Source organism: Roseomonas haemaphysalidis, assembly GCF_017355405.1.
In the GTDB taxonomy this organism is placed as follows: domain Bacteria; phylum Pseudomonadota; class Alphaproteobacteria; order Acetobacterales; family Acetobacteraceae; genus Pseudoroseomonas; species Pseudoroseomonas haemaphysalidis.
In genome coordinates, this window is record NZ_CP061177.1 from 1,550,558 (window position 1) to 1,575,816 (window position 25,259).

Consider the following 25,259-nt stretch of genomic DNA (forward strand, 5'->3'; position numbering starts at 1 on the left):
GTCACAGCATCCGGCCGATGGTGGCCAGCAGCTCGCGCTGGTCGAACTTCTGCTTCGCCAGATAGGCGCCGGCGCCGAGATCCAGCCCGCGCCGCACGTCCTCGGGCGCGGCGCGCGAGGTCATCAGGATCACCGGGATGGGCGCGAGCTCCGGGTCGGTCTTGATCGCCTGCAGCAAGGCGAAGCCATCCATGCGCGGCATCTCCACGTCGGCCACGACGAGGTCCACCAGCGCCTCGCCGCCGCGCAGCACGGCCAGCGCGTCCAGCCCGTCGACGCTGAGCAGCACGCGGTAGCCCTGCGCTTCCAGGATCGACTTTTCCAGCGTCCGGGTGGTGATGGAATCGTCGACCACCAGCACCGTGGGCCGCGCCCCGGGCTCGGCCAGCGGCGCGGCGAGGCCCAGGCGGCCGGCACCGAGATGCCCTTCGTCGCGCAGCCAGCGGCCGACCAGCCCCTCGGGGCTCAGCACCAGCACCGGCGCCTCGCCCTGCCGTGCCGCGATGCCGCCCAGCAGCTCCACATCCAGGCCCAGCGCGCCCAGGGCGGCGGCGTCCAGGCTGTCCACCAGCAGGGTGCGCACGTCCTGCGCCGCCTGCACCGCCAGGGCGCAGTGCCGGGCGCCGCGCTTCAGCAGCACGGCGTGCACGTGGCCGGCCTCCACCGGGATGGCCGGGTCCGGCGAGCCGAGCAGGGTGGCGAGGGATACCAGAGGCGCGATCACGGGGGCGGTAACGCCGGTGCCGGCCATCGCGATGCGTGCCACGGGCCGGCCTTCCACGCTTTCGACCAGCCCCGCCGGCAAGCGCAGCAGCCGCTCCACGCCATGGCTCGGCAGGCCATAGGTGCGGCCGCCGGCGTCCACCAGCAGCAGCCTTTGGCGGGCGGCGGACAATGGCACCGCCACCTCCACCTCGGTGCCCGCGCCGGCGGGGCGGGCCCGCATCAGCGCGCCGCCACGCAGCCGCCGCGCCGCTTCCGCCACCACCGACAGCCCCATGCCGCGCCCGGACAGCCGGTCCACGCTGCCGGCGGTGGAAAAGCCGGGCTCGAACACCAGCGCCAGCAGCCGGTCGGGCGGCGGCGGCGGCGCGCCGGGCGCGCGCTCCGGCAGCAGCCCCTGGCGGACCGCCGTGCTTTCGATGCGCGAAAGGTCCGGGCCGTGGCCGTCATCGGCCACCGTCAGCAACAGCAGCCCGCCGCGCGTGGCCAGCCGCAGCACCACTTCGGCGCGCGACGGCTTGCCCTGGGCCAGCCGCTGCTCCGGCCGGTCCACGCCGTGGCCGATGGCGTTGCGCAACAGGTGCAGCACAGGGTCCTTGAGGGCCTGCAGCACCCGGCGGTCGGCCTGGATCGCCATGCCTTCCAGCCGCACCGAGACATCCTGCCCGGCGTCGCGCGCCAGGTCGCGGGCCATGCGGCCGAGCGCCCCCAGCACCGTTTCGGCCGGCACCAGGGCAATGGCCTCCACCTGCTCGCGCGCCTGCTGGGCGGCGGCCTCGGCGCCGGCGGCATCGGCCCGCTGCTGGCGCGCCAGGGTGGCCATGGTGCGCGACAACTGGTCCAGCCCGCGCTCCACCGCCTGCACGGCCGCCGGTCCCGGGTCGCGCCGCACCGCGTCCAGGCCGTGCCGCACCATGGCCAGCTCCGCCAGCATGCCGCGCAGCGCGGCATCCCGCTCGCTCCAGCGCGTTGCTTCCTCCGACAGGGCCTGCACGGCGACGGCGAGCGATTCCAACTGGCTGGCCGGCACCCGCAGGTATTCCACGGCGGCTTCCGGCACCGCGGGCGGCACGTCGGCGGGCGCCGAGGCGGGCTGCATGGGGGGGGCGTGCGCCGGGGCGGGGGGCGGCGGCGTGCCGGCACCGCCCAGCAGCGCGTCCAGCGCGCTGATCGCGGCGGGCGGCGGGGCGGTGGCGGCGGGCGCACCGTCCGGCGGCAGCGCGGCCACGAAACCCTCGATCCCGTCCAGCCCCTGCTGCACGGCGCCGATCACGGCGGCATCCAGCGCCAGCGCACCCTCGGCCACGCGCGCCAGCACGGCTTCCAGCCGGTGCGCCACGTCTTCCACCGCCGGCAGGTCGACCGCGCGCGCGGCGCCCTTCAGGCTGTGGGCGCGGCGGAAGATGTCGCGCAGGTCCGGCACCGCGCCACGCTCGGCCGCGTCCAGCCCGGCGCGGATGGCCTCCAGGTGCTCACGGTGCTCGGCGTCGAAGGCAGCCAGCAGCTCGCGCCGCAGCTCGGCCATCGGGTCGGGGAACGGCGGCACGCCGGGTCAGACGCGGTAGCGGTCGGCCAGCCCGACCAACTGGCCCGACAGCTGCGTCAGGTTGGCCGCCGCCGTGTCCAGCTGCCGGGTGCCGGCGGCGGTCTGCTGGCTGGCCTGGCGGATGTTCTGCAGCGCGCCCATCACCTGCTCGATGCCCAGCTGCTGCTGGTTGGTGGAAGCCACGATCTGCTGAAAGGTCTGCACGCTTTCCTGGATGCGCGCGCTGATCTCGCTGATGGTGCCGTGGGTGGTGTCCGTGCGCTCGCGCCCGGCGGCGACGCGCTTGACCGCCTCTTCCGTCAGCATCACGGAGGAATTGATGCCGCGCTGGATGTCGCCCAGGATGGAGCGCACCTGCGCGGTCGCTTCCTTGGCCTGGTCGGCCAGCGTCTTCATCTCGGCCGCCACGACCGAGAAGCTGCGGCCCTGCTCGCCGGCCGCCGCCGCCTCGATCGCCGCGTTGAGCGCCAGCAGGTGCGAGCGTTCCGAGATGTCGTTGACGGTGGCGATGATCTCGCCGATCGCCTGGGTCTTCTCGCTGAGCGCCACGATGTTGCCGGCCACCGCCTCGGCCTGCTCGCGGATCTGCTCCATCGCGCGCACCGTCTCGTCCACCGCCTTGAGGCCGGCGCTGCCGGTTTGCGCGGTGGCCTGGGCGGAAGCGATCACCTCCTGCGCCCGCTTGCCGATCTGGCTGCCGGAATGGGTGATCTCGTCCACCGTGGCGGCGGTTTCCTGCACGGCGGCCAGCTGTTCCTCCACGCTGGCCGCCTGTTCCTGCGTGCTGGCGCGGATCTCGGCGGCGGCGGCATTGAGGTTTTCCGTCGCCTCGCGGCTTTGCCGCGCCATCTGGCGCAGCCCCTCGACCATGCTGTTCAGCGTGGTGCCGAGCCGCCCCAGCTCGGTGCGTCCGCTGGCGGCGGGCGGCCCCGACAGGTCGCCCCGCCCGACGCGCTCGACGAACTCCATGAAATCGGCGAGGGGGCTGACGATGGAGCGGCGGATCAGCAGCGCGATGGCCAGCCCCAGCACCACCGCGATGCCGAGCGCCAGCACCACGGACAGCCGGCTGTCCTCGTAGCGCTGGTTGCTGCGCGCCTGGCCGGCGGCGATCACCTGGTTCAGCGTGTCCTGGGTCTGGTCGATCAGCCGGCCCAGCTCGTCGCGGCCGGTGACCACGGCGGTGCCGGCGTTGATCACCGCCTCCACGTCGCCGCCGCGCGTGGCGTTCACCTGGGCCTGGCTCTGGTCGCGGATCTGCCGCAGCGGGCCGGATGCCTGGGTGAGAAGCTGCGCCACCTGCGACCAGCCGCCGCTGCGTTCTTCCGAAATGGCGCTGGCGGCGTTGCGGTTGGCGGTGGACAGCATCTCGGCCAGCAGCGCTTCCGTGCGGACGGCCTGGCGCTGCCATTGCTGGGGCAGGTCGCCTTCCTGTCCGTCGCGGCCCAGCTGGCGCATCAGAAAGCGGCTGACGGTGCGGGCGCGGGTGTCCTGCATGTCGCTTTCCGCATCCCGCAGCGTGGCCAGCTGGCGCAGCATGCCGAGGTCGCGCGCCACGATCATCTCGGTGGCGCGCGTCACCGTGCTGATCTGGTTCAGCCCGTACAAGCCGAGGCCCACCATCAGGAGCACGAGGGCGGCGAAGCCGAGGAGGATGCGGTTGGCGATGCTCAAGTCGAAGGATTCCCAGAAGGTCCGGCCGGGGCCGCGGGCAGGAAAGGGCGCAGCAGCCGGGGCAGGTCAACCAGCCCCGCCAGCCCGGCGGGCGTCAGCACGGCGCCGGCCAGGCCGCCGGACGCCGGCGCTTCCGCCAGCGGCAGCGGGCCAGGGGCGCCCAGGGCGCGGTCCACCCGCAGCGCGAAGCGCCGCAGGCCGCCGCGCAGGAGCAGCAGGTGGCCGGCCGGGCCGGGTGCCGCCGCCGGAGCCGGCAGGCCCAGCGCCAGCCCGAGGTCGAGCAGCACGAACACCTGCCCGGCGCGGCCAAAGAAACCCAGCATGGCCGGCGGCTGGCCGGGCGCGGGCGTCACCGGACCGGCCGGCACCACCCGCAGCACCGCGTCCAGCGGCAGGGCATAGCTGTCCCCGCCCAGCGCGCACAGCAGCAGGGGCGGGCTGAGCGCGCCGGGCGGGCCGGCGGCCGCGCCGCGGCGCGCCAGCGCCCGGGTGCGGCTGTCGAGGATGTGCTCGGCGCGGCGTTCCGCGGCGGTCGGCTGGTGGCGCAGCTGCAGGATCATGGGGCGGCCAGCTGCAGGCGGGCGGTGGCGCGCAGCGCGCTGGCGCTCAGCCCGTCGCCTTCGGGCAGCGGCGCGTCGCCCGGCAGGGTGCCGGCGATGCGCGCGGCGGCGGCGACGGCGCGGCGCCCCGGCTGCCGCTGCCCGCCGGCCAGCAGCAGCAGGCCCAGCTGGTAATGCGCCATGGCGAAGTCCTGGCGCAGCGCGATGGCGCGGCGAAACCCCCGTTCGGCCCGGTCGCGTTCGCCGGCCGCGGCGGCCAGCAGCCCGTCGTAGTAATGCAGCGCGGCATCGCCGGGGTTGTGTTGCAGCCCGTCGCGGCAGGCGGCGGCGGCACCGCTCAGATCGCCCAGGTCGGCGCGCAGCCGCACCAGCGACAGCAGGTCCGGTGCCGGGTGTGGCGCCGGGGGCTGCGGGGCGGGCGGTGTGGCGGCCCTTGGCGATGGTGGCGGCGGCAGCGGGGCCCAGGCGGCCGGCGGGGGGGCGGCCGGCGGTGGCGGCGGCGCGGCGGCGGGCAGCGGCGGCAGCTCGCCCGCCGCGCGGCGCCACGCGGCGGTGCCGGGCAGCGACACCGGTTCCAGAAAGGCGGCAAAGGCCGGGCTGGGCTCGGCATGGCCCAGCAGCAGCCAGCCGCCGGGCTGCAGCCGCGCCGCCAGCTGCCGCACCAGCGCCGGCACCACCGCCGGGTCGAAATAGATCAGCACGTTGCGGCACAGGATCAGGTCGAATTCATGCAGTTCCAGTGCCGCGTCGGGCCGCAGCAGGTCCAGGAGGTTCTGTTGCTGAAAGCGCACCAGCGCGCGGTGCTGCGGCCGCAACTGCCAGGTGGCGCTGGCGCCGGGGCGCGCCGCGGGCCGTGCCACGAAGTCCCGCTCGCGCTCGGCGGGCGGCAGGGCGCGCAGCGACCAGGCGGTGAATTCCGCTTGCCGTGCCGCTTCCAGCGCCTGGGCGTTCAAATCGGTACCCAGCAGCGTGATGCGCCAGTCTTCCAGCGCCGGGCCCAGCAGCTCGCGCAACAGGATGGCGATGGAATAAGGCTCGCTGCCGTTGGCGCAGCCGGCGCTCCAGATCCGCAGCCGGCGGCTGGCGGCGTTGCGCGACAGCAGGGTGGGCAGAATGGTGTTGCGCAGCGCCGCGAACTGCTCGGCGTAGCGGAAGAAAAAGGTTTCGCCGATGGTGATCGCGGCTTCCAGCGCGGCCCATTCCGCTTCCGCCGTCGCGGGGTTCTCCAGCCGGGCGCGCAGGGCAGCCAGGCTGGTCAGCCCCAGCGCGCGCAGCCGGGCGCGCAGCCGGTCCCACAACAGGTCGTCCTTGTCGGCGTAGTAGTGGTGGCCGGTGCGGCGGATCACCTCGGCCTTCAGGTCCAGGAAGTCGGCATCGGGCAGGAAGCCGGGGGTGGCCATCAGGGCTGCCAGCCCCGTGCGCGGTGCTGCGCCGCCTCGGCCAAGCCGGCCAGCGCCTCGCGTTCCCGGGCCAGCAGCAGCCGGGCGGGGTCCAGCAGGTGGGCGGGTCCCTGCGCGGTGGGCAGCGTGGCGGCGACGCAGCCGTTCAGCGTGTGCGCCGGGTCCACCGGCTGCAGGCTGCCGGCGGGCAGGGCCAGCAGGTCCAGCGCGCGGTCCACCAACAGGCCGAAGCCCTCTTCCAGCACCACGATGTGGCGGTACAGCCCGTCTGCCTGGTCGTCTTCCGGCGCTGCGGCCCGCAGGCCCAGCAGGCGGGTGGCGTGCAGCACCGGCAGCAGCGCGCCGCCCAGCCCGGCGAAGCCCGCCACCACCGGCGGCAGCCCCGGCGGCCGGGCCAGGCGCGGCAGCGGCAGCAGCTCTCGCACCGCGCCGCGTGGCAGGGCCAGCCGCATCCCGGCCAGCGCCAGCAGCAGAAAGTGGTCCGTCGCCGCCGGCAGGGGGGCGGGGGCCGCGGCTTCGGGGCAGGCGGTGTGCATCGGGCGATGGCGCTGTTGCCAGAGGCTTGTATCATCGGCCTTCCCGCACCGCCAATCCCCGGAGCCGCTCGCGCCCATGCCCGCGACCTTCGCGCTGCTGCGCCACCTGCCGACGGCGCTCGCGCCCGGCCACTGCTACGGCCGGCTGGACCTGCCGCCGGGGCCGGCAAGCCCGGCGGCGGCGCTGGCGGGGCTGCGAAACTTCCCCGCCCGGACGCTGCTGAGCAGCCCGGCGGCGCGCTGCATGGCGCTGGCCGGTGCCGTGGCGGCGGCCACGGGCCTCGCGGCGCGGCCGGAGCCGGGCCTGCTGGAACTGGATTTCGGCGCCTGGGAAGGGGCCCGCTGGGACGACGTGCCGCGCGCGGCGCTGGATGCCTGGGCCGCCGACCCCTGGGGCTTCGCGCCGCCGGGGGGCGAAAGCGGCGCGGCGCTGGTGGCCCGGGTGCGGGCGGTCTTCGCGACCATGCGGCCGGGCACGGTGGTGGTGTCCCATGGCGGGCCGTTGAAGGTGCTGGCGGCGCTGATCGCCGGCCGGCCGGTGGACCTGCTGGCCCCGGCGCCGCCGATGGGCTCCTGCGTGCTGCATCCGCCGGGGGGTGGTTTGCCGTAAGGCGGGAACGGCGTCATCCTGCCGGTCCGGGAAACGCGGAAGGACAGGTTCATGGCGGAGACGGGGCAGGTTGGCGGGCTGACGGTGGCGGCGGCCTTGAAGCGCTTTCTGGACCAGGAAGCGCTGCCGGGCACCGGCGTCTCGCCCGAAGCGTTCTGGGCGGGCTACGCGCGCATCCTGGCCACGCTCGCGCCGCGCAACGCCGCATTGCTGGCCGAGCGCGACGCGTTGCAGGCCAAGATCGACGCCTGGCACCGCGCCCACCCCGCCCGCCCCGTGGACCGCGCCGCCTATTCGGCCTTTCTGCGTGAGATCGGCTACCTGCTGCCGGAGCCCGAGGCGGTGCAGGCCGCGACGGCGGATGTGGACGAGGAGATCGCCACCCTGGCCGGGCCGCAGCTGGTGGTGCCGGTCAACAACGCCCGCTACGCGCTGAATGCCGGCAATGCCCGCTGGGGCAGCCTGTACGACGCCCTGTACGGCACCGACGCGATCCCGGAAGCGGGCGAGCTGTCCCGCGGCCAGGGCTTCAACCCGGCGCGCGGCGCGCAGGTGATCGCCCGCGCGCGGGAGGTGCTGGATGCGGCGGCGCCGCTGCTCAGCGGGCATTGGGCTTCCGTCACGGGGCTGGCGGTGCGCAACGGCGTGCTGGAGGTTTCCATGACCAGCGGCCAGACCTCGCTGCGCGATGCAGCGCAGTTCGCGGGCTATGCCGGCGCGCCGGACGCGCCCACCGCCGTGCTGCTGCGCCACAACGGGCTGCATCTGGAGATCCGCCTGGACCGCGCGCACCCGATCGGCCAGGGCGACCCGGCGGGCATGGCCGACCTGGTGCTGGAATCTGCCGTGTCCACCATCATGGACTGCGAGGACAGCGTCACGGCCGTGGATGCCGAGGACAAGGTGGCGGTGTACCGCAACTGGCTGGGCCTGATGAAGGGCGACCTGTCGGCCACCTTCGGCAAGGATGGGCGGGAAGTGACGCGCCGGCTGAACCCCGACCGGGCGTTCACCGCGCCGGATGGCAGCAAGCTGTCGCTGCACGGGCGCAGCCTGATGCTGGTGCGCAACGTCGGCCACCACATGATGACGGATGCCGTGCTGCTGGACGGCGCCGAAACGCCGGAAACCATCCTGGACGCGCTGGCCACCGTCGCCATCGCGATGCACGACATCAAGGGCAAGCGCCTGAACTCGCGCAAGGGCAGCGTCTATGTGGTGAAGCCCAAGATGCACGGTCCCGCGGAAGTGGCCTGGGCCAACGAGCTGTTCGGCATGGTCGAGGAGGTGCTGGGCCTGCCGCGCAACACCGTCAAGCTCGGCATCATGGATGAGGAGCGGCGCACCACGGTCAACCTGCGCGCCTGCATCGCGGCGGCCAGGGACCGCATCGCCTTTATCAACACCGGCTTTCTGGACCGCACGGGCGACGAGATCCACACCTCCATGGAAGCCGGCCCTGTGCTGCGCAAGAACGACATGAAGGGCGCGGCCTGGATCAAGGCCTACGAGGACTGGAACGTCGATGCCGGCCTGGCCTGCGGGCTGCGCGGCCGGGCGCAGATCGGCAAGGGCATGTGGGCGGCGCCGGACCGCATGGCGGACATGCTGGCGCAAAAGGCCGGCCACCCGAGGGCCGGCGCCTCCACCGCCTGGGTGCCGTCCCCCACCGCCGCCACGCTGCACGCGCTGCACTACCACGAGGTGGACGTCGCCGCGCGGCAGCGCGAGATCGCCGGCGGCGGCCGCCGCGCTGAGCTGGACGACCTGCTGACCGTGCCGCTGAGCGACAGCAACTGGTCGCCCGAGGATGTGCAGGCGGAGCTGGACAACAACGCCCAGGGCATCCTCGGCTACGTGGTGCGCTGGGTGGACCAGGGCGTCGGCTGCTCCAAGGTGCCCGACATCCATGACGTGGGGCTGATGGAGGACCGCGCGACGCTGCGCATCAGCGCCCAGCACATCGCCAACTGGCTGCGCCACGGTGTGGTGACGCAAGCCCAGGTGGAGGAAACGCTGCGCCGCATGGCGGGCGTGGTGGACCGCCAGAACGCCGGCGACGCCGCCTATACCCCCATGGCCCCGGGCTTCGACGGCCCGGCCTTCCGCGCGGCGCGCGAGCTGGTGTTCGAGGGGGCGCAGCAACCCAACGGCTATACCGAATTCGTGTTGACCCGCCGGCGGCGCGAAGCCAAGGCCGCCACCGCGTGACCGCGGGTGTCGCGCAGCCTGCCGACCCGGCGCTGCCCGGGTTGCTGCTGGCGCTGGCGGGCGGTCAACGCGCGGCGCTGCGCAGCCTGTACGACCGGCAGTCCACCCGCCTGTTCGGCATCGCCAACGCCGTGCTGCGCGACCGCGACGCGGCGGCCGACGCGCTGCACGATGCCTTTCTGCGCATCGCCACGCGCGCCGGGCAGTTCGACCCGGCGCGCGGCGCGGCGGAAGCCTGGCTCGCCGCCATCGTGCGGCACGCGGCGCTCGACCTCGCGCGCAAGCGCGGGCGGGAGCTGCCGAGCGACGACCCGGCGCTGGGCGACACGCCCGTGGCGCCCGAGGCGCTGGACCGCGTGCTGGCCAACGATGACAGCCGCCGTTTGAAGGACTGCCTGTCCACGCTGGAAGCCAACCGCCGCGAAGGCATCGTGCTGGCCTTCGTGCATGGCCTGTCGCATGCCCAGATCGCCGCCCGGCTGGCCCTGCCGCTGGGCACCGTGAAGGCCTGGATCCGGCGCGGGCTGCTGCAACTGCGGGGATGCCTGACATGAGCGGCGCCGAGGATACCGACGCCCTGGCCGGCGAATACGTGCTGGGCACGCTGGACGCGCGCGAGGCCGCCGCCGTGGCCGCCGCCCTGCCGGCCGATGCCGCGCTGCGCGAGGCCGTGGACTGGTGGGAAGAGGTGCTGGCCCCGCTGGCGGCCCTGGCCCCGCCCGAAGCACCGCCACCCGGGTTGTGGGACCGGATCGAGGATTCGCTGGAGCCCGCCGCCCCCGCGCCGCGCCCGGCGCCGCGCCGCGCGGGCTGGCTGTGGCGTGGCTGGGCGCTGGGGGCGTCGGCCGTGGCTGCCGGGCTTGCCGCCTTTCTGGTGCTGCGCCCGCCCGGGGCGGCCCCGCTCAGCACGGTGCTGCTGAGCCAGCGCGACCAGCCGGCCTGGATGGTGGAAGCGCAGGGCGGCGCCATCCGGCTGGCCGCGCTGAACCCGCGCGAAACGCCGCCCGACCGCGTGCTGCAGCTTTGGGCGCTGCCGCCGGGGGCCACGGCGCCGACCTCGCTGGGCGTGATCCCGGCCAGCGGCAGCTTCACCGTCAACGTATCCGGCATCGTGCCGCAGGCGGGGATGCTGGTGGAGATCAGCCTGGAGCCACCCGGCGGCTCCAACACCGGGCGGCCTACCGGGCCGGTGCTGTTTATCGGCCGGCTGACGGCGGCGGGCCGCAGCTGAAGGCGGGCCGGGGGAGGCGCTCCCCCGGCCCCGATTTTTGTCGCCAACCCTTTGCGTCCAGGCCGAACCGTTCCGCGTAACGTTTGTGGATGCGGTGCCACGGCGGCATCGCCCGGAAGCAGGATGCCAGAGCATGAAACATGTTCGTTGTCTGCTGATGGCCGGCGCGGCTCTGCTGGCCGGAGGCGCCGCGCAGGCGGCCACGCTGGTGGGCCTGACGGCCGACAACCACCTGGTGCGGATCGACCCCGAAACCCGCCGCGCCACCGCGCCCGTGATGGTGCGCGGCGCTTCAGGCACGCTGATCGGTATCGACGTGCGGCCGGGGGACGGCAAGCTCTACGGTGTCACGGACCAGAACCACATCGTGACCATCGATCCGGCCAGCGGCCAGGCGACGCAGGTCAGCACCCTGTCGCAGCCTTTCGTGTCCGGCGGCCGCGCGGTGGTGGACTTCAACCCGATGGCCGACCGCCTGCGGCTGATGGGCGTGAATGGCACCAGCTACCGCATCAACGTGGAAACCGGCGCGGTGACGGTGGACGGCACGCTGAAATACCAGACCGGCACGCCCCTGGCGGAAACCACGCCGCGCATCGTCGCGGGTGCCTACACCAACAGCGTCAAGGGCACGGAAGCGACGCAGCTCTTCACCATCGATGCCATGCTGCGCCAGCTGAACCTGCAGGCACCGCCAAACGACGGCGTGCAGCAGCCGCGCGGCGAGATCGCCGCCACTCTGCCGGCGGGCGTGGCCTTTGATATCCTGTCCGACGGTCAGGGCGGCAACACCGCCTTCGCGCTGGCCGGCGGCACGCTGCACACGCTGTCGCTGGAAATGGGCACCGCCACGCCGCGCGGGGCGGTGTCGGGGCTGCCGGCATCGGAGATCATCGACATCGCGGCGATGCGGTAGCCGCCAGCCGGCGGCGGGAAGGCCCCCGAAACGCGGCTTTCCCGCCCTCAGGCCGTCGCCAGCAGCGCCACGCCGCCGGCGATCAACGCAATGGCGGCCAGCTTCTGCGGCCCCAGCGCCTCGCCGAACATGTAGTGCCCGACCAGGGCGATGATGATGTAGGAGGCCGCCGTGCAGGGCAGCGCCACGCTCATCGGGATGCGCCGCAGCGCCACGATGTAGAGCAGCGCCGCGCCGCCATAGCAGCCGAGGCCGAGGATGGTTTGCCAGCGGAACAGCTGCGCCAGGAAGTTGCCCTCGGCCAGCGTGCCGGCCTTGAGCAGCACCTGCCCGGTCATGGAGGTGCAGATGGCCGCCGCCAGCACCAGCCAGTGGGCGGTCACGCGCGGGTTTCCACGTCGCCGGGCACCACCACCGCGGGGGGCGCGGCGGCGGCGGGGCCGACCACCTCGCGCACCACGCCCTGCGGCTTGCCGTTGGCGGACAGAAAGGCGCGGCCGAGATATTCGCCCATCACGCCGAGGATCAGGAACTGCACGCCGGCGACCAGCAGCGTGATGGTCATGACCGAGGCCCAGCCGGACGGCGTGTCCTTGGTCATGGCTTCCACGATGGTGAAGACGGTGCCCACCATGCCCAGCGCGCCCATGCAAACGCCCGCCAGCATCGCGAGCCGCAGCGGCATGAGCGAGAAATTGGTGGCCAGGTTGAGCCACAGCCGTACCAGGCGGCGCAGGGTGTAGTTGCTGCGGCCTTCCATGCGCGCCAGGTGCATCACCTCGATGCTGTCGATGCGCTGCGTCACCTGCATGATCAGCCCGTCGATATACGGGTAGGGGCCGGTGTACCGGGCGACCTCCCGCGCCACCAGCGCCGACATGCAGCGGAACGAGGACAGGTACAGCCCGCGCGGCTTGTCCAGCAGCTGGTCCGCCACCTCGTTGGCGAAGCGCGAGCCGAGGTTGCGCCAGCCCTCGTGCTCCTTCTTGGCATAGCGGGTGTAAACCACGTCCCACTGGCCAAGGCGCGCGTGGTCGTACAGCCGCACCACCTCCTCCGGCGGGTTCTGCAGGTCGTCGTCCATGGTGATGATGAAGGCGCCGCGCGCGTGCCGCAGGCCGGACATGACCGCGTTGTGCTCGCCGAAGTTGCGGGCGTGCTCCACGTAGGTCAGCGGCACGGTGGCCGAGGCCGCCAGCGCCCGGCACACCGGCCCGCTGTCGTCCGGGCTGCCGTCGTTGACCAGCACGATCTCCAGCCCGCCTTCCGGCCGCAGCGCGGACAGCGCGGCGACGAGCTGCCCCACGGTGGCGGCGCCGCGATACACCGGCACGACAATGGAAAGGCCGATCGGGGCGGCCGGCGGGCGGGCGGTGGCTGTCGGCATGGCGCGGGTTCCGGCGGGGATCAAAGGGGACGGGTGGCGACCACCAGCACCGATCCGCCGGCGGGAAAGCGCAGCCCGAGCCGCGCGAGCCCGGCCTCGGCACGGGTGGCGGCGTGCAGAGTGCGGTCCAACCATGGCGGGAAGGGGGCGACGTCGCTGGCGGCATCGGGCGCCGCGGCGCGCAGCTTGCGCTGCGCCACCATCAGCGGCAGCAGCAGGCTGTTCCAGTAGAACGCCTCCACGTCCGCGAAGCCGGCCTGCCGCAGCAGCGCCACCGCGCCGCCTGCGGTGTAGCGGCGGGCGTTGTGCACGCGCGCGTCGTGCGCGCTGAACAGCCAGTTGAAGGCAGGCAGGTTCAGCACCAGCGTGCCGCCGGGCGCCAGCACGCGGCGCATCTCCGCCAGGGCCAGTGCTTCCGTCACGCCGCGGTGGCATAGCACGTCGATGCTGACCAGCGCGCCGAAGCGGCCATCGGCGAAGGGCAGGGCGTTGACGTCCCCGGCCGCGACGGCGGCGCCGGACTTGGCGCGCGCGCGGGCGGCGGCGGCGGGGTGGAACTCCACGCCCGCCAGCGGCGCCGTGCCGCGCAGGCGCCGCAGCAGCCCGCCGGTGCCGCAGCCAGCATCCAGCCACGGCAGGCCGGCCACGCCGGGGCGGGCGCGCAGGGCATGCGCCACCCGCGCATGGGCGGCGCGAAACCACCACATGCGGTCCTCGGCCGCGTCCATCAGGTCGTATTCGGCGGTTTCCACGGCGACGCTTGTGGCAGCGCCTGAACTCCGCCGCAATGCCGGAGCACAGGAGCAACTGACCCGCGGCGCCTGGACGCCCGCCGCCGCCGGCGCCAGGATGAACCGTTCGCATGACCCATTCACCCGTATCCGCCCGGACCGTCCGGCACGCCACACGCCGCGCGCCGCGCTGGTTCGGCATGATCCCCGCCCTGCTGCCGGCACTGCTGTTCCTGGCGCTGGTGGTGTCGCCGCCGTTGAACCAGGACGTCGCGGCGGTTTTGAGCTTCGCTGAGCGGATGGTGGGGGGCGAGCAGCTCTACACCGACCTGATCGACGTCAACCCGCCGCTGGTGTTCCTGTTGAACCTGCCGCCCGCCTGGCTCGCGTCCGTGACGCCGCTGGACGGCGTGCAGGCGCTGCTGCTGTGCCTCCTGGCCTTCAGCGGGCTGTCGGGGTGGATGTGCTGGCGCCTGGCACCGCCGCGCGGCGTGGCCGAGGCGGCGATGATGCTAGCGTTGTTGCCGCTGGTGCTGCTGGTGGCGGGCTACGACTTCGGCCAGCGCGAGCAGATCATGGCCGCCGCCGCGCTGCCCTATCTGTTTCTCGCCGAACGACGGGTTGAAGGGCCCGGCCCCGGCGTGGCGGGGGTCGGGCTGGTGCTGGCCATGCCCGGCCACTGGCGCGGCGCGTTTGGCGGGTCAGGCCGCCTGCTGGTGGCCGGCACGGTGCTGATGGCCGCCATCGGCTTCGCGCTGAAGCCGCATTTCCTGGCGGTGCCGGCGCTGGTGGAAGGGGTGGTGCTGCTGGCCTCGGCCCGCCGCCACGGCTGGCGGGCGGCGCTGCGCGACCCGGTGCCGTGGTCGCTGGCGGCGCTGTGGCTGCTCTACGTGGCCATCGTCGCCATCGGCTTTCCCGCGTATTTCGGCGAGGTTCTGCCGCTGGTGTGGGACTACTACATCGGCCTCGGCGGCGCCCCCTGGTGGCAGGTGCTGCTGACGGAGCAGCTGTTCACCGCGGCGGTGATGACGGTGGCGCTCGCCGGCTTCACCTTCGCCATCGGCACCCGCACGCTGGGCTGGCTGCCGCGCCTGCTGGCGGTTGCCGCGCTGGGCGCGCTGGCCGCCGCCCTGGTGCAGCACAAGGGCTGGAGCTACCACGTGGTGCCGGTCTGGATGTGGGGCGGGCTGGTCGGCGGCATCGCCATGGCGCGCGCCGCCGACGCGCTGCTGCCCGCGCCGCTGGCCGGGCGGCTGGCGCCGCTGATGGCCGCCGCCGCGACCATCGGCCTGACCCTGCTGGTGATCCGCGGCGGCGAGGCGCCGTGGCGGGAGTTCAACTACGACCAGGGCCCCGCCGGGCGCATCGCCGCCTGGCTGGAGAAGCGCGTGCCGGATGGCCGGCTGCTGGTGCTGTCGCCCGACATCTACCCGGCTTATCCGGCGCTGAACTACGCCGAGAACCGGCCGGTGCTGCGTTTCATGAGCACCTGGCTGCTGCAGGCGGTCTACCGCAGCTGCCCGGCGGACGGCGCCCGCTTCCGCGCCCCCGCCCAGATGGGCCCGGCGGAACGCTACCTGTTCGAAGGCGTGGCGCAGGACTTCACGGAGCATCCGCCGGCCGCCGTGCTGGTGGCGCGCGACGCCGGCATTTCCTGGTGCGCCAACCAGCCCTTCGACATGGTCGCCTACTTCACCCGCCAGCCGCGCTTCGCGGCCATGTGGCGGCAATACCGCCAGACCGGCGAGATCGAGGGCTACATGCTGTTCGAGCGCATCCAGTGAGCATTGCCGCCGTCCTGCCCGCGCGGCGGGACGACGCGGTGCGCGGCATCCTGCTGGTCGCGGGCGGCTACGTCATCATCGCCTGCTCGGACGCCGCGGTGAAATGGGCGCTGCCGCAGGTGGGCATCGCGGCCGCCATGCTGTGGCGCGGGGTGTTCGGCGCCATCGCGGTGGCGGTGCTGGCGCGCGGCGCGGTGCTGCGGCCGGTCAACCGCCGGCTGATCGCGACGCGCAGCCTGCTGCATTGCGTGGTGTCCTGCGCCTTCTACGCCGCGTGGTTTCTCGGCATGCCGCTGGCGGACAGCTACGCGGTGGCAGCGGCCAGCCCGCTGATCATGACGCTTCTGGCCATTCCGCTGCTGGGCGAGCAGGTGGGGTGGCGGCGCTGGAGCAGCACGCTGCTGGGCTTTTCCGGCGTGCTGGTGATGCTGCAGCCCGGCGGCAGCCTGTGGCGGTGGGAGGTGTCGATCCTGCTGGCGGCCATGGGGCTGATGGCGCTGACCCGGCTCTGGACCCGCGTGCTGGGGCGCACGGACACGCCCGCCACCATCACCTTCTGGCTGATGGTGGCGCACATCCCCTTCGGGCTGGTGCTCCTGCCGGCGCTGCCGCCGCCGGGCTGGGCGGCGGGCGGCCTCTGGCTGCCGGGCTGGGGCACCATGCTGGTGCTGGCGGCGCTGGGGGCGGGCAACGCCACGGCGCACCTGCTGTTCGCCCGCGCCTTCGCCATCGCGCCCGTGTCCGTGCTGGCGCCGCTGGAATACAGCCCGCTGGTGTGGGGCGTGCCGCTGGGGCTGGTGATCTGGGGTGATTTTCCGGCACCCGCCACCTTTGCCGGCGCCGCCATCGTCATCGCCGCCGGGCTGTACAACCTGTACCGGGAGCGGTTGCGCGCCCGGCAGGCCCGCGGACTGGCATGACCGCCGCCGCTCCCGTCCGCCATGACATCCGCCGCGGCGCTATCCTGATCCTCTGCTCCACCTTCATGTTCTCCATCATGGCGGCGATCGTGAAGGGGCTGGGCAGCGACATCCCTTTCATGGAGATGGTGTTCTTCCGGTCCTTCGTGGCGCTGCCGCTGGTCGCCGCCATGGCGCTGCGCCGCCGCGCCACGCTGCGCACCCGGCGCTTTCCGGGCCACCTGGCGCGTGCCGGCACGGGGCTCGCGGCCACTGCCTGCATGATCTTCTCGGCCACCGTGCTGCCGCTGGGCGAGCAGCAGGCGCTGACCTACGGCACGCCCATCTTCGTGACGCTGCTGGCCTACCCTTTCCTGGGCGAGCGGCCGGGGCCGCACCGCTGGGCGGCGGTGGGCATCGGGTTTCTGGGCATCCTGGTGATCGCGCTCGGCCCGTCCGTGCTGGGGCAGCCGCGCCCGGCGCCGCCGGGCATCGCCGAATGGGTGCTGGTCGTGGGCTATGCCGCCGCCGCCTGCCATGGGCTTTTCGCGGCTTCCACCACCCTGCTGGTGCGGCAGCTCTCGGCCACGGAAGCCAGCACCACCATCGTGCTGTGGCAATCCATCCTGATGAGCGCGCTGAGCGCCCTGGCGCTGCCGTTCGTGTGGGTCACGCCGGGCTGGGCGGAATTCGGCCTGCTGGTCGGCATCGGGCTGGTCGGCGGCATCGGCCAGCTTTGCTCTACCGAGGCCTTCGCCAGCGCGCAGGTCTCCTCGCTCGGGCCCTATACCTACACGGCGCTGCTGTGGGCAGCGCTGTTCGGCTGGGTGTTCTGGGGCGACGTGCCGGGGCCGACCATGGCGCTGGGCGCCGGGCTGATCGTCTTCGCGGGGCTCTACATCCTGCACCGCGAAATGCGGCGCCGGGCCCGCGCATAGCAAAAGGGCCGGGGAACACTGTTCCCCGGCCCCGCCCGCCCTCGATCTCAACAAAAGGCCGCCGTACCCCCCGGTCCGCGGCCCCGCCGGTCAGAACCCGGCGGTTAGCCCGATGCGGAAGCCGTTGAAGCCACGCTCGCCGTTCAGGTAGCTCGCACTGGCGCGGAAGCTGCCGCCGAGCGAGGCGAACACGCCGTATTCCTGCCAGTTGCCCACTGCCAGGTCGTCGCCCGTCATGCGGGTGTCCACGAAGGACAGGCCGGCATCCACCGCGCGGCCGGCGACCTCGCCCACCGGCAGCGACAGCGACACGCCGTTGCGGTAGGCCCAGTTGTTGAGGCGGTAGTCCACCTCGTAGCGCCCGACCTTCAGCGGCTCGGTGCGGTAGCGGCTGATGCCGTTGCTGATGCCCAGCGTGAAGGCGCCGACCGCCACCCGCAGGTCGCTGGTCATGGCGCCGCCATAGACCTGGCCCACCGCGCCCACATCCTCGGACCCCGCGGCACCCCAGCGCAGCAGCGGCGTCAGCCCCCAGCGCAGGTCCGGCTGCGTCACCAGCGGGATGCGCACGCCGATCGCGCCCGAGCCCATGTAGGAGGTGCCGCCGCTGGTGTCGCTCAGCGTCAGCGGTGCCTGCACGAAGGCTTCCAGCCCGTCCTGGCCGAAGGTGTAGGACACCGCCAGCGGCAGGCTGTAGACATTGACGGTGTAGTCGCCGCCCGATTGCCGCTGCAGGCTGGCGCCAATGGAGGCGTGCCAGCCGGCGGCGCGCGAGCCCAGGCGGCCGTCGTCGCCGGGCAGCAGCGTGCCGGCCGCGTAGTCCGCGATCACCGACTGGCCGAGCAGCGAGGACGGGTTGCCCGCCACCGGGTCCACCGTGCTGGTGGCGACCACGGCGCGCACCAGTTTGCGCAGGCCCTCGCGGTCCTCGTCGCCGCGCAGAAACGAATTCAGCTGCGCCCGCGTGGCATCCACCGTGCCGGCATCGAAGGTGCGGTTGAAGTCGGCGTCGGGCGAGGACAGGGTGATGGCGCTGCTGTTGGCCGGCACCGAGGCGTTGACCACCAAGCCGCGGATGTTGATGTCCGCCGACACCGTGGAACTGCGCGTGTAGTTGGGCAGGACCGATCGGATGTTTTCCGTGCGCAGCGCGCGCAGGGCCTCGCTGGTGTCGTTGAAGCTGCGTGTGACGGTTTGTCCGTCCACGGTTATGGTTGCGGTCACCGGATCGCGGGCCCAGGCGGACTGGGACACGGCCAGCAAGGCGAACAGGCTGGCCGTGAGCGCACGGCCGGGAGCGGGGATCTGCATAAGCGTGATGTCGCTGAACCTTCGCACCGCGTCATCACGCAAACTTGTGTCCGAGTAAATTTTGCATGAGGTGTGATTTGTTTACAACTCAACCGCACGGTCCTGCATCCCGGGCTAGGACGGCGTGACCACGCCACTGCCCCTGTTGCGGGCCGACCCGCTGCCGCCCGGCGTGGTGCAAGAGGTCGGCCTGCCCGGCGGCCCGCGGATTCGCCGCCTGCGCTGCGGCAATGCGGGCGCCTTCACCTTTCTTGGCACCAACAGCTACCTGCTGGGGCAGGGCGAGGTGGCGCTGGTGGACCCGGGCCCGGACGATGCCGCGCATCTGGCGGCGCTGCAGGCCGCCACGGCGGGCGAGCGCATCACCCGCATCCTGGTCACCCACACCCACCGCGACCACACCGGCGGCGTCCCTGCCGCGGTGGCGGCCACCGGCGCGGAGAGCTGGGGCTTCGGCCCGCACCTGACGCCGCCGGCCGAGGGTGGCGAGGGCGCGGACCATGCCTTTTGCCCGGACCATCGCCTGGCGGACGGCGAGGCGCTGCAGGGCGAGGGGTGGCAGCTGCGCGCGCTGCACACCCCCGGGCACTGCGCCAACCACCTGTGCTTCGCGCTGGAGGAAGCGGGCATCCTGCTGTCCGGCGACCATGCGATGAGCTGCTCCACCAGCGTGGTGATGCCGCCCGATGGCGACATGGCGGCCTACATGGCGGCGCTGGCCCGCGTCGCGGCCCGGCCCTGGCACCTGCTGCTGCCCGGCCATGGCGCGCCGCTGCCGGACCCGGGCGCCTTGCTGCGGGGCCTGTTGGCGCATCGCCACGAGCGCGAGGCGTTGGTGCTGAGGGCGCTGCGCGCGCATGGCCCGGCCACCGCCGAGGCGCTGGTGCCGGCGGTCTACGGCACGCTGGACCCGAAGCTGCGCCGCGCCGCCGGGCAAAGCCTGCTGGCCCACCTCCTGAAGCTGGCCGCCGAAGGGCATGCCATGCCGGCGGCGGCCGGCGGCTGGCAGGCCGCCGGCTGAGCCCGCAGCCCTCTCATGCCGCGGCGGGGCTGGATCGGCGGCCCGGCCGCGTCTATCGGTGCACCCCCGCCGCGGCCCCCGCGCGGGCCGGAGGAGGCGCCCGACCATGACCGAACCGCCGCTGTTCACCGCCGTCACCCGGGGCGTGCGCGTTTCGGTGCGGGCCTTTTTCCTGGAAGACCAGTCGAAGCCCGGGGAAGGGCATTTCGTCTGGGCTTACCGCGTCACCATCGCCAACGAGGGCGGCGCCACGGTGCAGCTGCTGAAGCGCACCTGGCAGATCACCGACGGCCTGGGCCGCAGCCAGCAGGTGCACGGGCCGGGCGTGGTGGGCGAGCAGCCGGTGCTGGAGCCGGGCGAAAGCTTCGAATACACCTCCGGCACGCCGCTCTCGACCCCGTCGGGCTTCATGCGCGGCGCCTACCACATGGTGGAAACCGGCAGCGGCGAGCCGTTCGACGTGGCGATCCCCGCCTTCAGCCTGGACAGCCCGCACCAGGGCGGCGCTGTGCACTGACCGCTTGCTTCGGTGCCCCGATCGCCCATCTGCCATGCTCGCTCTGAAAGACCGGCCGTGAACATCCTGACCCCGCCCCCCGCCGCCACGGACGACCGCCCCGCCCGCCCCACGCGTGAGGAGGCCGAGGCCGCGGTCCGCACCCTGCTGCGCTGGGCCGGCGACGACCCGGCCCGCGAAGGGCTGGTCGACACCCCCGCCCGCGTGGTCCGTTCCTACGACGAGTTCTTCGCGGGCTATGCCGAGGACCCGGTGGAGATGCTCGCCCGCTCCTTCGAGGAAACCGACGGCTACGACGAGATGGTGGTGCTGCGCGACATCCGCCTGGAAAGCCATTGCGAACACCACATGGTGCCCATCATCGGCCGCGCGCACATCGCCTACCTGCCGGAAGGCCGGGTGGTCGGCATCTCCAAGCTGGCGCGGGTGCTGGAGATCTACAGCAAGCGCCTGCAGATCCAGGAGAAGCTGACCGCGCAGGTGGCCAACACCATCCAGGACGTCCTGAAGCCCAAGGGCGTGGCGGTGATGATCGAGGCCTCGCACCAATGCATGACCACGCGCGGCGTGCACAAGGCGGGGGTGGCCATGGTGACCAGCCGGATGCTGGGGGCCTTCCGCGACAACCCGTCCACGCGGCGGGAATTCCTGGCCATCGTCGGGGCACCGCGGGCAGGCGGCCTGGAAGGCTAGGACCGCCCGGCGGCGGTCAGTCCACCGCCTCGGCCTCCACCTCCACCAGAAAGCGCGCATCGGCCAGCCCCGCGACCACCATCAGCGTGCTGGTCGGCGCGTGGTCGCCGAAGAAGTCGTTGCGCGCGGCGCGCCAGTCGGCCAGCAGGGCGCGGTCGGTCAACAGCACCAGCACGCGCACCACCTGGCCCGGTGCCATGCCATGCGCGGCCAGCACCTGGCCAAGATTGGCCAGGGCCTGGCGGATCTGCGCCGGCCCCCCCTCGGCCACGCCGCCATCCGCCGCCACGCCGATCTGGCCCGACACCAGCAGCCGCCGCCCGGCGCCCTCCACCAGGGCCGCCTGCGAATAAAAGCCGGCGGGCGCCGGCACCCCGGCCGGGTTGGAAAAGCGCACCCGGCTCACGGCTGCGGCGGCAGACCGGGCGTCAGGGAGGGGGCGTAGCGGACGGGCGGTGCCAGCCCGGGCGTGCCGCCGGCCGGGGCCACGGTCGTGGCCGGCGGCACGACCGGCGCGGTGCCGCCGAGGCTTTCCTGCTGGATCGGCGCGGCGCTCGGCACCACGCCGGGGTCGCCGGTCATCAGCCAGTCGCGCAGGCTGCGGCGGATCTGGAACTCGAACTCGACGTTCAGGTCCTCCATTGCCTGGCGGACGATCTGGTCGGCGTTGCGGGCCTGGCTCGCCGGGCCCTCGACCACCATGGTGGCGCTGCGGCGCACCTCAGCCTCGGTGAAGCCGACGCGGCGGCCGTCCGGGCCCAGGATCTCCACCCGCACATGGATCACCACGTTGAGCTGTTCGCTGGCCTGGGTGAACAGCCCGCCGCCGCTGGCGCCCCCGCGGATCAGCGTGGCCGTGTCGACGATGAAGCGCGCCCGGCCGGCGGTGCCGACCGGCACCAGCCGCTCCCGCCCCATCTGCTCGGCCAGCGCCAGCGGCGACAGCGGCGCCGGCGGGTCGATGCGATAGGCGGGGCCTTGAATGGAGGGCACGACCTCGATGTCCAGCACGTTGAGCCGCAGCGGCGTCAGAAAGCCGTAGGACGGCGGCGTGGTGTTCATCCGGGGCGGCGCGTCGCCGCTGGCGCAGGCGGCCGCCAGCAGCGGCAAAGCCAGTGCCACCCGCCGGCGCGTGATCGTCGGCATCATTCGTGCTCTCCCCCAAATCATTTATGCGCTTGGCGCGCCGCGCACCTCGTCCCGCGCGAAGCGGAAGGTGGTGTTGCAGAACTCGCAGGTCATGGAGATTTCGCCCGATTGCGTCATCTCGTCCAGATCCGCGTCGCCGAAGCCCTGCAACACGCCGGACAGCTTGGCGCGCGAGCAGCGGCAGCCATAGGCCAGCGGCCGCGGCGGGTCGACCACCAGCCCTTCGGCATGGAACAGCCGGTGCAGCAGCTGCGGCGCGCTCAGCGCGTCGTCCAGCATCTCGCTGTCCTTGACCGTGGCGGCGAGCGCCAGGGCGGTGTCCCAGGCATCGTCGTGCTCGGCGCTGCTGGTCACGGCGTCGATGCCGCCCTCGGCCGCGACCCGCTCCAGGATCAGCGCGGTGGCGCGCCAGCCCTGCGGCGTTTGCCCGGCGGCCAGCCACACGCGGCTCGCCAGCTGCTCGGAGGTGGCGAAGTAGTGCTGCGTCATGTCCGCCAGCGTTTCGCCCTCGATCGAGACGATGCCCTGGTAGCGCTCCATGTCCGGCCCCTGGTCCACCGTGAAGGCCAGGTAGCCGCTGCCCAGCAGCGCGCCGGCCTCGGCGTCCGCGCCGTTCAACAGCGCCAACCGGTCCGGCTCGGCCCGCGCATAGCCGCGCAGCGTGCCGGCGTCGGTGCAATCGGCCAGCAGCATGGGCACGGCGCCGTCGCCCTTGGCCTGCAGGCTGAAGGACCCCTGGAACTTCAATGCCGTCGCGAGGCCCGCGGTCAATGCCAGCGCCTGGCCGGTCAGCTTGCGCACCACGTCCGGGTTGTCGTGGCGCGACAGCAGCGCCTCCGCCAGCGGGCCGAGCTTCACCAGCCGCCCGCGCACCGGCTTGTCGCGCAGGTGAAAGGGCTGGATGCCGTCGGCCACGGCCAAGCTGGGCACCGGCGGGCGGTCGTCGTCATGGGGGGCGTAGGGCAGGGTCGGATCGGTCACGCGGCAAGCCTTGCACGAAATGCCCTGCGCGGAAACGCGTGGCGCCGCCGGGGAAGGCGGCTGCGAGGCGCGACAGGGGGTGGGGAAGCGCGGGATGGCCGCGCGGGTCGAAGCCCTAGATAGGGCGGGGATGGCCCAGTTGCGAGGCGGGGAAGCGGCAGGTCGGGGGGAAAGAGGCCGCGATCCGCACAGCAAGCGAAGTGGCCGAACGGCAGGATCGAAAACAAGTCATAAAAAAGAAGGCGTTCCGGGAATGCCTCCCCTGAGCTTGCTCACCGCCCCGGCTGCTCCATCAGATGCGACACGATCGCCCCGCGCACCGGCTTCAGCCGGTTGCCCAGGCGCAGCGCCACGTCGCGCAGCAGCCGTGCCGCCGGGCGGTCGCTGGAATACAGCGCGGCGGTGGCGTTGGTGGCCAGGTACAGGGCGCGGGTGTTGGTGCGGTGCTCGGCCTCATAGCCGCGCAGCACGGGACCGGACGCGAAGTCGCGCCCCTGCGCCACGGCGGCGCGGATGCGGCCGGCCAGGATGTCCTGGCCATGCAGCCCGAAGTTGAAGCCATGCGCGGTGACGGGGTGCATGCCCACAGCGGCATCGCCCAGCAACGCCAGCCGCTGGCCGGCGAAGCGCTTGGCGTAGGTGGCGACCAGCGGATAGGTGTGGCGCCCGCCGGCGAGCTGCATGGGGCCGAGGCGGGACTGGTAGCGGCGCGTCACCTCGGCACCGAACTCGCGCCCGTCCATCGCCTTCATGCGCGCGATCTCGGCGGGCGGCAGGGAGATCACCACGGAAGACATCTCGCCATTCAGCGGCAGCATGGCGATGGTCTGGCCGTAGTCGAACCATTCCGTGGCCACGTGGCGGTGCGGGCGGGTGTGCTGCATGCGCGCCACCAGCATGTGCTTGCCGAAGTCGACGCGCTCGGCCTCGATGCCCGCCAAGCCGCGGAAGGTGGAATAGCGGCTGTCCACCCCGACCGCGAGGCCGGCCCGCAGCACGGTGCCGTCGTCCAGCACCAGCTCGGTGCCCTCGGCATCGCACCGCAACGCGGTGACGCGGCGGCCGGTGAGCAGGGTGGTGCCTTCCGGCAGGGACTGGAACAGGGCACGGCGGATCACATGGTTGGGCACCAGCTTGCCCAGTTCCTCCGCATCGCGGCCGCTGGTGTCGAAGCGCAGCGCGTAGGGGGAGCCGCCGTTCAGCACTTCCGCCTGCCGCAGGGGGGAGGGGATGCCCTCGGGAATGCGGTCCCAGGCGCCCAGGCGGCGCAGGATCTCCTGCGAACGGTGGGTGAGGGCGATCTCGCGCCCGTCCACCGCCGGCTCGGCCAGCGCGGCTTCCGGCTGCGGCTCGACGATCGCGACGGACAGGCCGGTGCCGCGCAGCCCGCAGGCGAAGGCGAGCCCCACCGGGCCACCGCCCACCACCACCATATCGAACTGCATGCACCGCGTCCTTATCCGCCGGACTGGCAGATAAGGTCGGTGCGGCACTCTGTCACCACCCCGTCAATTGGCGCCGAGCGCCCAGAGCAGCACGCCCTTCTGCGCGTGCAGGCGGTTCTCGGCCTCGTCGAAGACCACCGACTGCGGGCCGTCGATCACCTCGGCGGTGATCTCCTCGCCGCGATGCGCCGGCAGGCAGTGCATCACCACCGCGTCGGCCGCCGCGTGCTGCATCAGCGCGGCATTGACCTGATAGGGGGCCAGCATGTTGTGGCGGGCGCTGGGGCCGCCGTCCTTTTCGTCCGACATGCTGACCCAGGTGTCGGTCACCACGCAGCGGGCGCCGCGCACGGCGGCCACCGGGTCGGTGGTCAGCTCGATGGTCGCGCCCTCGCGCCGCGCCCAGTCCACCAGCTGCGCCGGCGGCGCCAGCTCGGGTGGGGTGGCGAGGCGCAGGGTGAATCCGAAGCGCGCGGCGGCCTGGATGAAGGAGCGCGCGACGTTGTTGCCGTCGCCCAGCCAGGCCACCGTCTGGCCGGCAATGGGACCGCGATGCTCCTCGAAGGTGAGGATGTCGGCCATCAACTGGCAGGGGTGGGACACGTCGGTCAGGCCGTTGATTACCGGCACGGTGGCGTGCTCGGCGAGTTCCCGCAGCTTGGCCACGCTGTCGGTGCGCAGCATGATGGCGTCCACGTAGCGGGACAGCACCTTGGCGGTGTCGGCCGCGCTTTCGCCGCGCCCGAGCTGCATGTCCTTGGACGACAGCACCACCGCGTGCCCGCCGAGCTGGCGGATGCCGACCTCAAAGGACACGCGGGTGCGGGTGGAAGGCTTCTCGAAGATCAGCGCCACGGTCTTGCCGGCCAGCGGCTGGGCGGTGACGCCGCCGCGCTTGGCCTCGGCCGCGAGGTCGAGCATGCGGCGCAGCTCGGGGCCCGCGAAATCGGACAGCTCCAGGAAGTGGCGGGGGGCTTTCGCCCCCCCGCCCTGCAT

Annotated in this window: 25 protein-coding genes; 11 read left to right on the forward strand and 14 right to left on the reverse strand. The window is 73.2% G+C overall.

The genetic code is table 11. The features are described 5' to 3' along the window. Position 1 precedes the first annotated feature (1 nt). From IAI59_RS07130 to IAI59_RS07150, 5 genes are read right to left on the reverse strand one after another with little or no spacing between them, the layout of a single operon-like run. Positions 2 to 2,269, reverse strand: a complete 2,268-nt coding sequence (locus IAI59_RS07130; protein ID WP_237181209.1) for a hybrid sensor histidine kinase/response regulator — start codon at positions 2,267 to 2,269, stop codon at positions 2 to 4. A gap of 6 nt (positions 2,270 to 2,275) precedes the next feature. Continuing rightward, positions 2,276 to 3,943, reverse strand: coding sequence for a methyl-accepting chemotaxis protein (locus IAI59_RS07135; RefSeq protein WP_207416933.1), 1,668 nt, complete (start codon positions 3,941 to 3,943; stop codon positions 2,276 to 2,278). Next, a complete protein-coding gene (locus IAI59_RS07140; protein WP_207416932.1) occupies positions 3,940 to 4,503 on the reverse strand; it encodes a chemotaxis protein CheW in 564 nt (187 codons plus the stop codon). The genes IAI59_RS07135 and IAI59_RS07140 overlap by 4 nt, the downstream gene beginning before the upstream one ends. Next, a complete protein-coding gene (locus IAI59_RS07145) occupies positions 4,500 to 5,903 on the reverse strand; it encodes a CheR family methyltransferase (RefSeq protein ID WP_207416931.1) in 1,404 nt (467 codons plus the stop codon). The genes IAI59_RS07140 and IAI59_RS07145 overlap by 4 nt, the downstream gene beginning before the upstream one ends. Continuing rightward, entirely contained in the window at positions 5,903 to 6,439 is a 537-nt protein-coding gene (locus IAI59_RS07150; protein WP_207416930.1) for a chemotaxis protein CheW, read from the reverse strand. Before IAI59_RS07150 ends, IAI59_RS07145 begins: the two co-directional genes overlap by 1 nt. 76 nt (positions 6,440 to 6,515) lie before the next feature. On the opposite strand from IAI59_RS07150, the gene IAI59_RS07155 reads away from it, so the two are divergent. The 5 genes from IAI59_RS07155 (at position 6,516) to IAI59_RS07175 (ending at position 11,407) form a co-directional block, all read left to right on the forward strand. Next, on the forward strand, positions 6,516 to 7,049 hold the full coding sequence (locus IAI59_RS07155; protein WP_207416929.1) for a histidine phosphatase family protein: 534 nt from the start codon (positions 6,516 to 6,518) through the stop codon (positions 7,047 to 7,049). A gap of 51 nt (positions 7,050 to 7,100) precedes the next feature. Beyond that, a complete protein-coding gene (locus IAI59_RS07160) occupies positions 7,101 to 9,260 on the forward strand; it encodes a malate synthase G (protein WP_207416928.1) in 2,160 nt (719 codons plus the stop codon). Continuing rightward, positions 9,257 to 9,814 carry a sigma-70 family RNA polymerase sigma factor gene (locus tag IAI59_RS07165; RefSeq protein ID WP_237181210.1) on the forward strand — a complete coding sequence of 186 codons (558 nt, stop codon included), beginning with the start codon at positions 9,257 to 9,259 and terminating at the stop codon, positions 9,812 to 9,814. The genes IAI59_RS07160 and IAI59_RS07165 overlap by 4 nt, the downstream gene beginning before the upstream one ends. After that, the gene (locus IAI59_RS07170; protein WP_207416927.1) at positions 9,811 to 10,491 is read left to right on the forward strand and encodes an anti-sigma factor; all 681 of its coding nucleotides are present in this window, start codon (positions 9,811 to 9,813) and stop codon (positions 10,489 to 10,491) included. Before IAI59_RS07165 ends, IAI59_RS07170 begins: the two co-directional genes overlap by 4 nt. A gap of 133 nt (positions 10,492 to 10,624) precedes the next feature. Next, complete coding sequence (locus IAI59_RS07175; protein ID WP_207416926.1) at positions 10,625 to 11,407, forward strand: DUF4394 domain-containing protein; 783 nt, start codon at positions 10,625 to 10,627, stop codon at positions 11,405 to 11,407. 47 nt (positions 11,408 to 11,454) lie between these two features. Here IAI59_RS07175 and IAI59_RS07180 read toward each other — a convergent pair whose 3' ends face one another. From IAI59_RS07180 to IAI59_RS07190, 3 genes are read right to left on the reverse strand one after another with little or no spacing between them, the layout of a single operon-like run. Continuing rightward, a complete protein-coding gene (locus IAI59_RS07180) occupies positions 11,455 to 11,790 on the reverse strand; it encodes a DMT family transporter (protein WP_207416924.1) in 336 nt (111 codons plus the stop codon). Continuing rightward, the gene (locus IAI59_RS07185; RefSeq protein ID WP_207416911.1) at positions 11,787 to 12,794 is read right to left on the reverse strand and encodes a glycosyltransferase family 2 protein; all 1,008 of its coding nucleotides are present in this window, start codon (positions 12,792 to 12,794) and stop codon (positions 11,787 to 11,789) included. The genes IAI59_RS07180 and IAI59_RS07185 overlap by 4 nt, the downstream gene beginning before the upstream one ends. Before the next feature lie 20 nt (positions 12,795 to 12,814). Next, positions 12,815 to 13,546: a class I SAM-dependent methyltransferase gene (locus tag IAI59_RS07190; RefSeq protein WP_207416910.1), complete on the reverse strand. Its 732-nt coding sequence runs from the start codon at positions 13,544 to 13,546 to the stop codon at positions 12,815 to 12,817. A gap of 110 nt (positions 13,547 to 13,656) precedes the next feature. Between IAI59_RS07190 and IAI59_RS07195 the strand changes: the two genes are divergently transcribed. The 3 genes from IAI59_RS07195 to IAI59_RS07205 are packed head-to-tail and all read left to right on the forward strand — an operon-like array spanning position 13,657 to position 17,146. Then, positions 13,657 to 15,309, forward strand: a complete 1,653-nt coding sequence (locus IAI59_RS07195; protein ID WP_237180637.1) for a hypothetical protein — start codon at positions 13,657 to 13,659, stop codon at positions 15,307 to 15,309. Next, a complete protein-coding gene (locus tag IAI59_RS07200) occupies positions 15,306 to 16,229 on the forward strand; it encodes a DMT family transporter (protein WP_237181211.1) in 924 nt (307 codons plus the stop codon). The genes IAI59_RS07195 and IAI59_RS07200 overlap by 4 nt, the downstream gene beginning before the upstream one ends. After that, a complete protein-coding gene (locus IAI59_RS07205) occupies positions 16,226 to 17,146 on the forward strand; it encodes a DMT family transporter (protein WP_207416909.1) in 921 nt (306 codons plus the stop codon). Before IAI59_RS07200 ends, IAI59_RS07205 begins: the two co-directional genes overlap by 4 nt. 90 nt (positions 17,147 to 17,236) lie before the next feature. Here IAI59_RS07205 and IAI59_RS07210 read toward each other — a convergent pair whose 3' ends face one another. Continuing rightward, positions 17,237 to 18,352: a hypothetical protein gene (locus tag IAI59_RS07210; protein ID WP_207416907.1), complete on the reverse strand. Its 1,116-nt coding sequence runs from the start codon at positions 18,350 to 18,352 to the stop codon at positions 17,237 to 17,239. Positions 18,353 to 18,581: 229 nt separating this feature from the next. On the opposite strand from IAI59_RS07210, the gene IAI59_RS07215 reads away from it, so the two are divergent. The 3 genes from IAI59_RS07215 (at position 18,582) to folE (ending at position 20,688) form a co-directional block, all read left to right on the forward strand. Next, positions 18,582 to 19,478 (forward strand): MBL fold metallo-hydrolase, encoded by an 897-nt coding sequence (locus tag IAI59_RS07215; protein WP_237181212.1) that lies wholly within the window; start codon positions 18,582 to 18,584, stop codon positions 19,476 to 19,478. A gap of 106 nt (positions 19,479 to 19,584) precedes the next feature. Then, a complete protein-coding gene (apaG, locus tag IAI59_RS07220) occupies positions 19,585 to 19,995 on the forward strand; it encodes a Co2+/Mg2+ efflux protein ApaG (RefSeq protein ID WP_207416905.1) in 411 nt (136 codons plus the stop codon). A 57-nt stretch (positions 19,996 to 20,052) separates the two neighbouring features. Next, positions 20,053 to 20,688, forward strand: a complete 636-nt coding sequence (gene folE, locus IAI59_RS07225) for a GTP cyclohydrolase I FolE (RefSeq protein WP_207416903.1) — start codon at positions 20,053 to 20,055, stop codon at positions 20,686 to 20,688. A 16-nt stretch (positions 20,689 to 20,704) separates the two neighbouring features. On the opposite strand, the gene IAI59_RS07230 is transcribed toward folE, so the two are convergent. The 5 genes from IAI59_RS07230 to argF form a co-directional block, all read right to left on the reverse strand. Further along, the gene (locus tag IAI59_RS07230) at positions 20,705 to 21,094 is read right to left on the reverse strand and encodes a RidA family protein (RefSeq protein ID WP_207416902.1); all 390 of its coding nucleotides are present in this window, start codon (positions 21,092 to 21,094) and stop codon (positions 20,705 to 20,707) included. Further along, entirely contained in the window at positions 21,091 to 21,837 is a 747-nt protein-coding gene (locus IAI59_RS07235) for a hypothetical protein (protein WP_207416901.1), read from the reverse strand. Before IAI59_RS07235 ends, IAI59_RS07230 begins: the two co-directional genes overlap by 4 nt. 21 nt (positions 21,838 to 21,858) lie before the next feature. Then, positions 21,859 to 22,818 (reverse strand): Hsp33 family molecular chaperone HslO, encoded by a 960-nt coding sequence (gene hslO / locus IAI59_RS07240; RefSeq protein WP_207416900.1) that lies wholly within the window; start codon positions 22,816 to 22,818, stop codon positions 21,859 to 21,861. Positions 22,819 to 23,090: 272 nt separating this feature from the next. Further along, positions 23,091 to 24,263 carry a 5-demethoxyubiquinol-8 5-hydroxylase UbiM gene (ubiM, locus tag IAI59_RS07245; RefSeq protein ID WP_207416899.1) on the reverse strand — a complete coding sequence of 391 codons (1,173 nt, stop codon included), beginning with the start codon at positions 24,261 to 24,263 and terminating at the stop codon, positions 23,091 to 23,093. Between the two features lie 63 nt (positions 24,264 to 24,326). Beyond that, entirely contained in the window at positions 24,327 to 25,259 is a 933-nt protein-coding gene (gene argF / locus IAI59_RS07250; protein WP_207417087.1) for an ornithine carbamoyltransferase, read from the reverse strand.

Coding starts and splice junctions, on each gene's coding strand:
- IAI59_RS07150 (WP_207416930.1), bottom strand. CDS start 6,439: ATGCACACCGCCTGCCCCGAAGCCGCGGCCCCCGCCCCCCTGCCGGCG.
- IAI59_RS07175 (WP_207416926.1), top strand. CDS start 10,625: ATGAAACATGTTCGTTGTCTGCTGATGGCCGGCGCGGCTCTGCTGGCC.
- IAI59_RS07140 (WP_207416932.1), bottom strand. CDS start 4,503: ATGATCCTGCAGCTGCGCCACCAGCCGACCGCCGCGGAACGCCGCGCC.
- IAI59_RS07185 (WP_207416911.1), bottom strand. CDS start 12,794: ATGCCGACAGCCACCGCCCGCCCGCCGGCCGCCCCGATCGGCCTTTCC.
- IAI59_RS07145 (WP_207416931.1), bottom strand. CDS start 5,903: ATGGCCACCCCCGGCTTCCTGCCCGATGCCGACTTCCTGGACCTGAAG.
- IAI59_RS07195 (WP_237180637.1), top strand. CDS start 13,657: ATGACCCATTCACCCGTATCCGCCCGGACCGTCCGGCACGCCACACGC.
- IAI59_RS07235 (WP_207416901.1), bottom strand. CDS start 21,837: ATGATGCCGACGATCACGCGCCGGCGGGTGGCACTGGCTTTGCCGCTG.
- IAI59_RS07205 (WP_207416909.1), top strand. CDS start 16,226: ATGACCGCCGCCGCTCCCGTCCGCCATGACATCCGCCGCGGCGCTATC.
- ubiM (WP_207416899.1), bottom strand. CDS start 24,263: ATGCAGTTCGATATGGTGGTGGTGGGCGGTGGCCCGGTGGGGCTCGCC.
- IAI59_RS07160 (WP_207416928.1), top strand. CDS start 7,101: ATGGCGGAGACGGGGCAGGTTGGCGGGCTGACGGTGGCGGCGGCCTTG.
- argF (WP_207417087.1), bottom strand. CDS start 25,259: ATGCAGGGCGGGGGGGCGAAAGCCCCCCGCCACTTCCTGGAGCTGTCC.
- apaG (WP_207416905.1), top strand. CDS start 19,585: ATGACCGAACCGCCGCTGTTCACCGCCGTCACCCGGGGCGTGCGCGTT.
- IAI59_RS07170 (WP_207416927.1), top strand. CDS start 9,811: ATGAGCGGCGCCGAGGATACCGACGCCCTGGCCGGCGAATACGTGCTG.
- IAI59_RS07155 (WP_207416929.1), top strand. CDS start 6,516: ATGCCCGCGACCTTCGCGCTGCTGCGCCACCTGCCGACGGCGCTCGCG.